9 protein-coding genes and 1 rRNA gene are annotated in these 12,122 nt (G+C 42.7%); 5 read left to right on the top strand and 5 right to left on the bottom strand.

Annotation, left to right across the window (positions count from 1 at the left end):
* Positions 1-91: ribosomal RNA gene (locus tag L2740_RS19145) — 16S ribosomal RNA — on the bottom strand; the annotation flags it as partial.
* Positions 92-900: 809 nt separating this feature from the next.
* Positions 901-1,455 carry a D-glycero-beta-D-manno-heptose 1,7-bisphosphate 7-phosphatase gene (gene gmhB, locus L2740_RS19150; RefSeq protein WP_248951650.1) on the bottom strand — a complete coding sequence of 185 codons (555 nt, stop codon included), beginning with the start codon at positions 1,453-1,455 and terminating at the stop codon, positions 901-903.
* 168 nt (positions 1,456-1,623) lie between these two features.
* On the opposite strand from gmhB, the gene L2740_RS19155 reads away from it, so the two are divergent.
* The gene (locus L2740_RS19155; protein ID WP_248951651.1) at positions 1,624-2,931 is read left to right on the top strand and encodes an aminopeptidase P N-terminal domain-containing protein; all 1,308 of its coding nucleotides are present in this window, start codon (positions 1,624-1,626) and stop codon (positions 2,929-2,931) included.
* Between the two features lie 826 nt (positions 2,932-3,757).
* On the opposite strand, the gene L2740_RS19160 is transcribed toward L2740_RS19155, so the two are convergent.
* Both L2740_RS19160 and L2740_RS19165 read right to left on the bottom strand, forming a co-directional pair.
* A complete protein-coding gene (locus L2740_RS19160; protein ID WP_248951652.1) occupies positions 3,758-5,047 on the bottom strand; it encodes an NAD(P)/FAD-dependent oxidoreductase in 1,290 nt (429 codons plus the stop codon).
* Between the two features lie 36 nt (positions 5,048-5,083).
* Positions 5,084-6,136, bottom strand: a complete 1,053-nt coding sequence (locus L2740_RS19165; RefSeq protein WP_248951653.1) for a proline racemase family protein — start codon at positions 6,134-6,136, stop codon at positions 5,084-5,086.
* A 309-nt stretch (positions 6,137-6,445) separates the two neighbouring features.
* On the opposite strand from L2740_RS19165, the gene L2740_RS19170 reads away from it, so the two are divergent.
* The 4 genes from L2740_RS19170 (at position 6,446) to L2740_RS19185 (ending at position 11,203) form a co-directional block, all read left to right on the top strand.
* Positions 6,446-7,447 carry a 4-hydroxyproline epimerase gene (locus tag L2740_RS19170; protein ID WP_248951654.1) on the top strand — a complete coding sequence of 334 codons (1,002 nt, stop codon included), beginning with the start codon at positions 6,446-6,448 and terminating at the stop codon, positions 7,445-7,447.
* Between the two features lie 41 nt (positions 7,448-7,488).
* Positions 7,489-9,054, top strand: coding sequence for an aldehyde dehydrogenase (NADP(+)) (locus tag L2740_RS19175; RefSeq protein WP_248951655.1), 1,566 nt, complete (start codon positions 7,489-7,491; stop codon positions 9,052-9,054).
* 314 nt (positions 9,055-9,368) lie between these two features.
* A complete protein-coding gene (locus L2740_RS19180) occupies positions 9,369-10,040 on the top strand; it encodes a GntR family transcriptional regulator (protein WP_248951656.1) in 672 nt (223 codons plus the stop codon).
* A gap of 98 nt (positions 10,041-10,138) precedes the next feature.
* A complete protein-coding gene (locus L2740_RS19185; RefSeq protein ID WP_248951657.1) occupies positions 10,139-11,203 on the top strand; it encodes a ketoacyl-ACP synthase III in 1,065 nt (354 codons plus the stop codon).
* A gap of 246 nt (positions 11,204-11,449) precedes the next feature.
* On the opposite strand, the gene L2740_RS19190 is transcribed toward L2740_RS19185, so the two are convergent.
* Positions 11,450-12,028, bottom strand: a complete 579-nt coding sequence (locus L2740_RS19190; protein ID WP_248951658.1) for a lecithin retinol acyltransferase family protein — start codon at positions 12,026-12,028, stop codon at positions 11,450-11,452.
* Between the last annotated feature and the right edge of the window lie 94 nt (positions 12,029-12,122).

Consider the following 12,122-nt stretch of genomic DNA (forward strand, 5'->3'; position numbering starts at 1 on the left):
AGGAGCAAGCTCCCTTGTGTTACCGCTCGACTTGCATGTGTTAGGCCTGCCGCCAGCGTTCAATCTGAGCCATGATCAAACTCTTCAATTAAAGTTTTGTTTGCTTCATCCCGTAGGAATCAGCGGCTCAACGAATTCTGTATTACATATTGCTATGAACACTCATTCATTAAGTAATTTTTGATTACATCACTCTTTACTAGAAAGAATGGGTAATTTCGAATAACTTAATCTCTGTGAATGTCCACACAGATTTGCTTGTCATATTGTTAAAGAGCGTTGCCATCATTGCCGTTCTTGCGAACCGTTCCAAGTGGCTAGGGGTGCGTATTCTACACTTCCCGTTGTTGGCGTCAAGCGTTTATTTTAAGAAGTTTTTCAAGCGTTGATTCCTTAATCAGAAGTCTTAACTTGAAGCTCTTAAACCGCTTGTAACCAGAGTTTAGTTTCCGAAGAAGTTAAACTCCCTAACACTGCTGCAAGTCCCATTCTATCTAGCTTAACGCTGGGTAGTTGGCCTGCTGTGCCGTGTCAGTGGATGCGCATTATAGGGATGTGAGTTGAAAGCACAAGTGGCTTTATTAATTAAATAAGAATATTCGAACCAAGCGTTTAGTTACTGCACGATATGCGGTTTTAAACAACACTACCGAACAATAAACCAACTAGTATGCTAGTAAACAATCTCGATATTTGCGCACCTTTAGTTGTTAACTTGACGATATAAGAGCTTTTAGATGGCTAATACCTACGTTCAGCACAACATTAAGGCGGAATATTAACAGCCAGAGAATAGCTTAAGATGCAGAATTAAAAATGCCCCGATAGATTCGAGGCATTCGATGTAAGCTAGCTTACAAGATAGGGTTAGCTTCTCTTTTATTTAGCTACCGGTAAAAACTAACCAAGACTAGCTAAATACTTTGGCACATCAGCAATAGAATCTAAAACAACAGTTGCTGCAGCGATAGCATCATCAGTTACTTCTTTTCCTGTTCTCACTAAAATACGTGTAGGCACGCCGGCAGCCTCTGCAGCCAACATATCATCTCGCTTATCGCCAACCATTACAGAGCGTGACAGATCGATTTTTAGAAATTGCGCAGCAGAATTAAGCATTCCAGGCTTTGGCTTGCGGCAATCACAATCTATTTTGTATTCGCCTATACCTTTTTCTGCATGATGCGGGCAGTAGTAGATCCCATCAAGCTCAACACCTTTATCGGCAAAGTTCCAATCCATCCACTCTGTTAATGAGTGAAATTGGTCTTCGCTATACATTCCTCGAGCAATACCTGACTGATTGGTAACGACAGCAAGCAAATACCCCATCTCCTTTAAAGATGCGCACGCGTCAAATACACCGTCTACATATTCAAAGTCGTCTACTTGGTGTACATAACCATGGTCTAAATTGATAACGCCATCTCTGTCTAAAAATACCGCTCGATTCACAATACATTCTCTCTAATATGCAATAGCCATTATTATTTCACTCCTTACAAAAAATTGCACCGTGAACTTGCTATAAAGCAGTGAATATCGTGTAATGAATAAAGTATACCATTTAACTCGGTCGCAGCTAATCATAGCTGTTTTAGTAAAGATAGGGAAAATAACAAGATGTCTGATATCTATCAACAAAGACGCCAAGCTCTACTTGCTGAGCTGCCAGAGAACAGTGTTGCTATTATCGCTGGCTATCAACAAAAAGTACGCAGTAAAAATATTAAGTACCACTTTAGACAAGACAATGACTTTCTTTATCTTACTGGATTTGAAGAACCTGACGCTGTAGCGGTATTGGTTAAGCATGATAGCTGCAAATACTTGTTATTTTGTAGGCCTAAAGATATAGCACAGGAAGTCAGCTTTGGAGAGCGTGCTGGAACTCAAGGTGCTGTTTCCATATATGGTGCAGATAAGGGCTATAACATTGCAGATCTTGAAGGTACCCTTCTACCACTGTTAAACAAAACTAAAAATATCTATATAAATGATGAGTTAGGTCGCTTCGCTGCACAAATCGTGAATTGGGCTAATCATCAAAGACACCATTGCTCCTTTGATACACCGAAACAATTTACTAGCATTAAACCGCTAGCCGAGCTGTTGCATCAAAAGCGGGTAATAAAAGACGAGAATGAAATCAAAAAAATCCGTAAAGCAGTCAAAGCCTCCGTTGCCGGGCACATCGCGGTCATGCGTGCCTGTAAACCTGGCGTTAATGAACGAGAGCTATCATCTCTTTTTGACTTCACTATCTCTAAAGGTGGCTGTAACGATGTCGCTTACCCAAATATCGTAGCCGGAGGCAATAACGCATGTTGTTTGCATTACGAACAAAATTGCTGCGAACTGGTTGACGGACAAATGCTATTAATTGATGCAGGAGGTGAATATGAACATTATGCCGCAGATATTACCCGCAGCTATCCTGTAAATGGCAGATTTACCACGGAGCAAAAAGTAATTTATCAACTAGTATTAAGCGCGCTTGATCAAGCAATTGCCAAAGTAAAGCCTGGCGCTAGTTGGAACGTACTATATGAAACCTGTATGCAGGTGATGGCTCAAGGACTAAAAGAGCTAGGGCTACTTACGGGGTCAATTGAAGAGATCATGGCAACTGAGAGCTACAAGCGATTTACCGTGCATAAAACTGGTCATTGGCTTGGAATGGATGTTCACGATGTGGGTCCTTACCACGATCAACAAGGACATTGGCGGCAACTAGAAGCCGGAATGGTCTTTACTATTGAGCCCGGGATTTATATACCGTTAAATGCTGAAGACGTTCCTGAAGCCTACCGAGGTATAGGGGTTCGTATTGAGGATGATATTCTTGTCACTGTTAGTGGATTTGAAAATTTATCTGCCGAAGTCCCCCGCACTGTCCAACAGATTGAGCAACTGATGATGCCAGTATAAATGCAATAAGCCATTAATTTAGTGAAATAGACAAGCCTGTTTGGCTTGTCTGCAGTCTTGGTAAATAGCAGATTAAAGGCGCTAACTAACTATTAGCGCTTATTACCAGGAGTTTGGGCTAATAAGATCAGCAGCCGTCCCCCCACCTAAAGCATAGAAAATGGAGAAAAATGACCAGATAACGCCCACCCCCAATATAACTTGAATGATCAATAAAAGGTCTTCAACTAATTTTAACGGATCTTCTAAAACGGCTTTACAATAAGATAATAGCTTTTTGATACACAGTCCCACTAGTGGTTAAATTAAAGAGCAGTTTAAGGCTAACTCGAATTAATAACAGGATCATCAATTCAACTTTTTTTCGGCCAATTAAACAACACAAATGCACTAACCGCACAAAAACCACGCTTTCATATTAACAATCAGCATAAAGATTTGGTCGCTCAGCGAAAATTTGGGAGATCTGAGACAAAGTCATTAAGTGCTCCTCGGTACCTGCTCCTGCGTTACTCTGCCTCCTATATCCATATAGTCGTGCTTTAATGACATTCGCTGCATCTGACCTCCAAGGCCTTAAGCGTTCCATTCGCTTTAAAGGCATTTCCCATATCCCTATGGGTCAGTGGAGGAAATGTCTTATGCATGTCTGAAACAGGCAAGACCATGCAGCTCGCAACAAGTGATGAGCATAGTGACTCTACGTTCAAGCTTGTTAACCCAGTCCAGTTTTTCCCTATTGCATAAAAGCCTCTACACTCGGCTTTGCCACGTACAAAGACCTTCCAAGCATTAAAAACGATGCAGATATGAGTCTAATTATAAACTAACTAAATCTATCGATACGATAAGGACTTAGATCAATACTAGGCTGTTTACCTTGGATATCTTCTGCTAGCAAACGCGCAGTTATCGCAGACCAAGTAAGACCTAAATGTTGATGGCCAAAAGAAAAGTAAACATTCGATTGCTTTTGACTTTGGCCAAGTACTGGCAAACTATCAGGCATTGACGGGCGAAAGCCCATCCAACGTTCGCCGTCAGACTCACTGGCATCAGCAAATAGTGCTGGCAATAAAGCTCTAGCATGAGGAAACAAACAGTCTGCTCTAGCATTAACCAGCGGCGCAGCTAAGCCACCAAACTCCACAGTGCCAGCTAAACGCGTTCCTGTCTGCATAGGTGTAATAATAAACTTGCGTTCATAAGAAGCCACCGGCCGCGATAGGCTACTTTTTTGCGGCATCATCAAATGATAACCGCGCTCAGTTTCCAGTGGAACAGAATAGCCAAGCTGTTTAGCAAAAGGTTTTGACCAAGCCCCCGATGCTATAAGCACACGTTTGCTTACGCGATTAGTTGTTTGGGTTTGCAAAACAATATCTGAGCCTTCAGCTGAAACGTTAACATTAACTAGCTCTTCAGTGAGAATCTTTCCTCCCATCTGTTTAAATTTAGCCGCCAAGGCTAGGCACAAACCATGTGGATTAGAGGTGTGTCCTACCTGAGTAAAATATAACGCATGAGTGATATTGCTGGTTAACGATGGTTCCAGTAAACGTACTTCATCACCAGTTAACAACTGCACTGCAACGCCAGCGTTGCTATATGCTTTAAACTCTTTTTCAACTAGTTTCGCAGGTGTGCCTTCAAATACCAATAAACTACCGTTCAATGTCAGTAAATGTTCACAACCGCAAAATGTCACTAATGACTTAATGGCCGCGATAGACGTTTGATTTAAGCTTTTAATCGCTCGGCTATTATTGGCTCTTCGCCAAGGCAGCATATTGCCTAAAAAGCGTATAAACCAAGGTAGCGCTTTAAAAAAGTAACGAGGTTGGATCCGAAATGGTCCAAGTGGATCTAACAGCATTCCCGGCAATTTAGGTAACATAGCAGGATCAGCTAAAGGAAACACTTGCTCGGTTGCAAAATGGCCAGCATTGCCCTTTGAGGCCCCCTCACCCACGCCTTGTTTATCTATTACAGTCACTTGAAAGCCGGCACGCATCAGCTCAATCGCTGCAGACAATCCGACTATGCCTGCGCCAACAACTGTGATCTGTTCCTTGTGCAACGTTTGTTTGTCATTCATTTGAGTAATATCCAGCATGCTTTTCTCTTTATCGTTATAGAGTCCATTCTTCGATTAGCGCAAAATAAAACCATCCTGAAAAATATCATCTGGATCAAGATAAAACTCATGCTTTCCGGTGATGAACGCACGACCTGAAACCTCGGGCAATACTGCGCTTTTACCATTAAATTGCGACTGAGCCGTTGCACTCACAATCATGCGTCCATCAACAATACTTTCTATCATTATCGGGTTATTGAGTTCGACCTCACCTTTAGCATGAAGCAACGCTATTCGCCCAGAAACCCCTGTTCCGGTTGGCGAGCGGTCAACTTCACCATCAGCAAAAATACACACATGACGAGAGTGGGCCTCAGGATTAGTCACCTTTTTTGAGGTAAAAATCGTACCGTATAAAAAGCTTAAATCGGTTTCAACTGGATGAATAAGCGGGTGATTAGCCATGACCGCTAATTTAATCCGACGACCTAAATCAATTAATTGAGCTGCGTTGCTAGGCGCACAACTTATTCCTAGCGAGTCTGCGTCAACATAAGCGTAGTAAGCACCACCAAAACCTATGTCGTAATCGACCATACCAAAACCTTCAACATCAACTTGACAGTTAATCGCATCAGCCCAGGAGTCCACATTAATAAAGCTGGCGTGAACTTTTTCTTGCTTGTCCCTGAAAGCTTTTGCAGTGATTAATCCTGCAGGCGAGTCTATTTTAATCACACGCGCATTGCTTTCATTCTCGGCTGTTAGCTTAATTGTCCCGGTTTCACACATCACCTTAACCAAGGCTAAAATACCATGGCCACACATACTGCTATAGCCTTCGTTATGCAAAAATAACACGCCAAAATCAGCCCCCTCAGTCACAGCATCGGTGATCAATACGCCGTACATATCTGCATGTCCTCGCGGTTCATGCATTAACAATTTTCGATAAGTATCTAAATGAGTTTGCACATATTGGCGCTTTTCCAAAATCGTATCGCCTTTTATCTCCGGATAACCAGACATAATAATTCGTAACGGCTCACCTTCAGTGTGTGCGTCAAGGGTAACGAATTCCTTAAAATCAACGGATAGCTGAGATTTAATTGTGATAGACGTCATATTTTCATTGCTCCAACATTATTATTTGGATATTGTATACAACATTAAAGGAAGCTTTAGTAGTATTTTTTACATACACACTAATAACAATTAGCGTTCAACCTTCAAACACATGGATACAGAATACGACACTGCTGAGCAGTTATAGTGAGTTGATATGTAGATAGGTTAGCAAGCTGTTTTCCGGCAAATTTAATCTCGACTAACTAAAAAGTTAAACCTAAGCCATTGCATGGTGAATTCACCAAGCACAGAATTTTATTAGTCGTTACAAATCTAAAAACAATGATAACAAGGGAGTGTTTTCCCATGCAGAAAGGTACGTTTTTTTGCGTCGATGCTCATACATGCGGTAATCCAGTTAGGCTAGTAACTAGCGGCCACCCTCACCTTAACGGCAATACCATGAGTGAAAAGCGTCAGCATTTTCTCAAAGAATATGACTGGGTACGACAAGCCTTGATGTTTGAGCCCCGTGGACACGACATGATGTCAGGCGCTTTCCTCTATCCGCCATGCACTGATAATGCTGATGCCTCAATTCTATTTATCGAAACCAGTGGCTGCTTGCCGATGTGTGGCCATGGCACTATTGGCACGGTCACAGCGGCAATAGAGTCTGGCTTATTGGTCGCAAAAACTCCTGGGCAGCTTATTTTGGATGTGCCCGCAGGACAAATCAGAATCGAATACCAACAAACTGCTGAAAAAGTAGATTGGGTCAAAATCTATAATGTCGCCGCCTACCTAGCACATCAAGACCAAATACTTGATATTCCCGGCCTTGGTCCACTAAAAGTCGATGTTTCCTACGGCGGTAACTACTACGTCATTGTCGATCCTCAAGCTAACTTTCCTGGGCTGCGTCATTGGAATGCTGGAGACATATTAAAATGGAGTCCGATTGTTAGAGCAATCGCCCAAGAACAGCTAAGTTGCATACATCCTGACGACCCCACAGTTAGCGGCATCAGTCACGTACTTTGGACCGGCGACACCATAAGTGATGGTTCTGACGGTGCCAATGCTGTTTTTTATGGCGATAAAGCGATAGACCGTTCACCTTGCGGCACAGGAACGAGTGCTCGACTCGCCCAGCTTTATTGCAAGGGCCTGTTAAATGTCGGTGATGAATATACCCATGAAAGCATAATAGGCAGTCAATTTGTCGGCCGAATTGAATCCGCCACCCAAGTAGGCAATTACAAGGCAATAATGCCCAGTATCAAAGGCTGGGCGCGAATTACCGGACAAAACGCCATTACTGTAGATGATAACGACCCTTACGCCTTTGGTTTTCAAGTGGTGTAACACCAAAAATTCTATATGAGCTGCAACCTTTAGGAGCAAGTATGACAGATTTCAACAACGTAAATATTACAGGCCAACATTTTATTAATGGTGCTTGGACCAATCAAACCACTGATTTTTCGAGCAATAACCCTGTCACTAATCAACCACTGCCATTTAAGTTTGCCAATGCCAGCAACGACAATATTAACAGTGCCACAAGCGCAGCGAAGCGAGCCTTTACACAATATCGCAGTTTTGCGCCAGCTCGCCGCGCCGAATTTTTAAATGCTATCGCAGATGAAATTCAAGCAGATATTGCCCTGATAACTGAAACTGCTCACTTAGAAACAGGCTTGCCAATGGCACGCCTTCAAGGTGAAACAGGGCGTACCTGCGGCCAATTAAGACTATTTGCTGGAAACCTAATCAACCCAATTGATACTCGTTATGTGGATCTTGCGGATCCAGAAAGAGCACCACTGCCTAAACCTGATACGCGCTTGTCGACTTTACCTCTTGGTCCAGTTGCAGTGTTTGGTGCCTCCAACTTCCCGCTCGCTTTTTCAACGGCTGGCGGCGACACTGCATCTGCACTAGCCGCAGGCTGTACCGTCGTAGTAAAGGGTCACCCTGCCCACGCAGCAACCAGCGAGTTAGTGAGTAAAGCGATTGCGCGCGCTGCTCTCCGATGTGATATGCCAGCAGGCGTTTTTAACTTAGTACAAGGTGTAACCCCAGAGGTTTCAACTCAACTAGTCACGGACTCTGCGATTAAAGCGGTTGGTTTTACAGGCTCATTAAAAGTTGGCCGTATTTTAGCGGACTTATGCGCAGCTCGTGCTGAACCTATCCCTTTTTATGGCGAGTTAGGCTCAACAAATCCACAGTTTATTTTACCTGAACTCCTTGAGCAACAAGCGCAAGAGCTTGCATCTACACAAGTACAATCTATGTTAATGGGCCATGGTCAATTTTGCACAAGCCCAGGAGTTATCGTTGCTATAAAAGGTGACTCCCTTAACCGATATAAAGCCACACTAGCGCAAGGTATTGCTGCCCAAAGTGCTGCAAGCATGCTAACAGCAGGGATCGCTTCTGTTTACCAGTCGCAAATTGATACCTTGTTATCCAATCCCAAAGTTGAATTAATTGCGCAAGGTGAATCTTCACCTGCTAGTCACTTTACTCGTCCGGTAGCGCTTAACGTATCAGCCAATGACTTCTTGGCATCGAGCGATATTCAACAAGAAGTATTTGGGCCTTGTGCAATATTGGTTGAATGTGATGATGCCGCACAAATGTTATTAATTGCCGAGCAACTTGAGGGCCAGCTCACAGCATCGATACATGGTGTAGAAGCGGAATTAGTAAACAATCAAACATTAATTGAAGCCATAGCCTTTAATGTAGGTCGATTAATATTTAATCAAATGCCTACTGGTGTAGAGGTATGCCATTCGATGAATCATGGCGGTCCATATCCAGCAAGCACTGATAGCCGCACAACCTCTGTTGGCTCTGCGGCAATGGCACGCTTTGAGAGACCAATTTGCTACCAAAACATGCCGCAATCAATATTGCCTGGGCGAACTAAAGTAGATGCTATTGGCGTTAAAACCTTTTAAGTTTCAAAAACAAATCAGAGAAGCTTTAATTGAGCTTCTCTGATTTTAACGTCACTTGTCGATATAGAATCATTGAGCAAAACAGCCGCATTTACTTATTTGCAAAAATTGATGGGGTTTAACTTTTAGGGTACTAAAACCAACCCAGCCGATATTTATGATTGCCAAAAAATCATAGTGAATTTTTTTCAACTAGCGATAGAAAAAGCTAAAAAGATGACGGGGAACCCATCTGTTGCCCTTTCTTTATATTGACATAAGCGTTACCCTAGGACGGATCAACGTGTATTAATAACAAGAAAATATCGGGTACTATGAGCAAAACAACACCTATCGTCCATAAAACTCGCACACAAATTGTGGTCGAGGTGCTTAGGGAAAAAATCCTTTCCGGTGAAATTGCCGCAGGTCAACCCTTACGTCAAAGCGCCTTGGCAGACGAATTAAATGTTAGCCGAATTCCTGTTAGAGAAGCGTTACTGCAGTTAGAAGCTGAAGGTTTAGTTAAATTTGAAGCTCATAAAGGCGCAACCGCAACGCTACTTTCTACAGAGCAAGTCACCGAACTTTTTGATTTACGAGCACTGATTGAATCCGACTTACTCGCCAAATCTATTCCAAATTTAAGCGAAGAAGATCTCCATCAAGCAGAAAGCATACTGCAAGAAATGGATGCGGCGTACCAAGATGAAGAGCAAATTGAAAACTGGAGTAGCTTAAACTCGCAGTTTCACACTTGCCTTTACAGTGCAGCCAACCGCCCGCACACCCTTGAAGTTGTTCAAGGATTAAATACAAACTGCGACCGATATATCCGTTTACAGCTATTTTTAGCCAGCGGAGTACCAAAAGCTCAGCAAGATCACCGAGAGCTGCTTGAGCATTGTAAAAACAAGAATATTGAAAAAGCTGTCGAACTGTTGCGCGCGCATATCTTACATGCTGCTAATGAAATCCGCGTATTAGTGAGCCAACAAGACGACTAGCTCACTGTTGATTAGCATTATCCTTGCTAAGCTTCGCTTATAAAGATCCCATAAGGCAGAGCTCAGGTTCTGCCTTTTTAAGTTAAGAGAATACCTAAATGCAGTACGCCACTATTACTGGTTGGGGCAAGTGTGTTCCGCCCGCAACCTTAACAAACCATGATTTAGCCACCTTTATTGAAACCTCTGACGAGTGGATTAAGCCTCGTACAGGGATCAGCCAACGCCACATTAGCCACGTAGATACTTCAGAGTTAGCATCAGTTGCAGCTAAACGCGCTCTTGCAGCTGCAGGTATTGATGGTAGTGAATTGGATATGATTATTTTGGCAACCGCAACGCCAGATACACTTATTCCAAACATTGCATCAACTGTGCAAGCAAATATTGGCGCAACCTGTGCAGCCTTTGATATCAACGCTGCATGTAGTGGCTTCTTATATGGCTTAGGTCTTGGTAGCTCTCAAATTAGAAGCGGCCAGTGTAAAAAAGTGTTAGTTATTGGTGCAGAGCGCCTGTCATTCTTCTTAGATTGGTCGCGCCGTGACACAGCGGTTTTATTTGGCGACGGTGCTGGCGCTGTTGTGCTAGAAGCAACAGATGAAGCAATCGGTGTATTAGGCTACGAGCTAAATAACGACCCAGATGGCCGAGATATCCTAAAAGCAGGTTTTGGTACCGCTATGGATCGTTTTGAAGCCTCTTCTTTAGACTTCTATATTGAGTTTAATGGCCAAGAGATCTTCAAACGCGCAATCGCTGGCATGGGTAAGCTAAGCACCAAAGTGATTGAAAAATGCGGTATTGATAAAGAAGAAATCGATTGGGTTATTCCTCACCAGGCTAACGAACGCATCATTGATACCTTAATTAGCCGCATGAAAATCCCTAAAGAAAAAGCCGTTGTCAACATTGCTAACTACGGTAATACTTCTGCAGCGACAATTCCGATTGCGATTTGTGATGCACTTGAGCAAGGCAAAATTCAGCCAAACCAAATGATCCTGTCATGTGCATTTGGTGCAGGTTTAACCTCAGCTGCAGCGTTAATCAAATGGGGTGATCGCGTCACACCTATTGCTACCAGCGATGCCGAACTGCCACCTTGTGATAAAACAGGTATTGAGCTAGTTGCTAAAGCTGTTAAGCACTTTTGCGGTTAATACCTTAACATTGCAGACGAAGTGAATGGTCAAGCAGAATTAATCATTCACTTTTATATTTGCTGAAGCCTAATGACTAAGTTTTGTCATTAACAGTACAAGTATTACTAAAACACCGATTTTTCGGTGTTTTTTTATGCCCGAAAAACACTCATACTCATCAGCATAAAACCAAATAACAGACTTAATTCAGAGATAAGCCACCAGCTAAATAGTTCAAAACTCTTACAGTTACAACATTGGCAGTTATTGATAGATCTCATCCCAATATACCGCCTGAGAAAAGTAACTACCTATGTGGTTATTAAGTTTACCAAAGCTTGATACAGTAATGTCTTCACCACTCACACATTGCCAGACAAAACGGTGGCAATTATTATCAAACACATCATATTCACGATAACTAAAAATGGCCTGCTTCGCACGTTCTAGCGTGGTATCTCCTACCAAGGCTTGATGTAGGTGATTACCCGCTTGATAAATTCGACTACCACTACGCCCAGCTAAAAAGCGTCTGGCTGAAACTGCTCTCACTAAACCACTGCCATGTAATTCTACTAGCGTGTCATCACCTATCCAAATACCAGTGTGTTCAATAACACCGTATACAAAACAACATACAATACTGCCGGGAACTGGCCGCACCTTTTGCCCATCAGTGCCCCATAAACTCGGCACAAGCTCAGCTGACTCACCAAAAACGTGGTCAGATTTAGCCTGGCCTCGCCTTCGCTTAGAAGCGATATTCTTTTGCTTTTCTTTTTCTTCAGCAACAAGTGCTGCACCAACAGCAGCAACCCCTAACCAAATTAACGGAAACGCCATATCATCGTCCTTAGTAACCGATTCATTTAAAATGACTTTCAACTTAAGTTATAGAAGAGCAATCGCTAATTGAATAGTAAAAATGTAACCAAAA

Source organism: Shewanella pneumatophori (assembly GCF_023283895.1).
Classification (GTDB): domain Bacteria; phylum Pseudomonadota; class Gammaproteobacteria; order Enterobacterales; family Shewanellaceae; genus Shewanella; species Shewanella pneumatophori.

Bases quoted from the DNA above. Each gene is read 5' to 3' on its own strand.
- L2740_RS19155 (WP_248951651.1), top strand. From the start codon at position 1,624: ATGTCTGATATCTATCAACAAAGACGCCAAGCTCTACTTGCTGAGCTG.
- L2740_RS19160 (WP_248951652.1), bottom strand. From the start codon at position 5,047: ATGCTGGATATTACTCAAATGAATGACAAACAAACGTTGCACAAGGAA.
- L2740_RS19165 (WP_248951653.1), bottom strand. From the start codon at position 6,136: ATGACGTCTATCACAATTAAATCTCAGCTATCCGTTGATTTTAAGGAA.
- L2740_RS19170 (WP_248951654.1), top strand. From the start codon at position 6,446: ATGCAGAAAGGTACGTTTTTTTGCGTCGATGCTCATACATGCGGTAAT.
- L2740_RS19175 (WP_248951655.1), top strand. From the start codon at position 7,489: ATGACAGATTTCAACAACGTAAATATTACAGGCCAACATTTTATTAAT.
- L2740_RS19180 (WP_248951656.1), top strand. From the start codon at position 9,369: ATGAGCAAAACAACACCTATCGTCCATAAAACTCGCACACAAATTGTG.
- L2740_RS19185 (WP_248951657.1), top strand. From the start codon at position 10,139: ATGCAGTACGCCACTATTACTGGTTGGGGCAAGTGTGTTCCGCCCGCA.
- L2740_RS19190 (WP_248951658.1), bottom strand. From the start codon at position 12,028: ATGGCGTTTCCGTTAATTTGGTTAGGGGTTGCTGCTGTTGGTGCAGCA.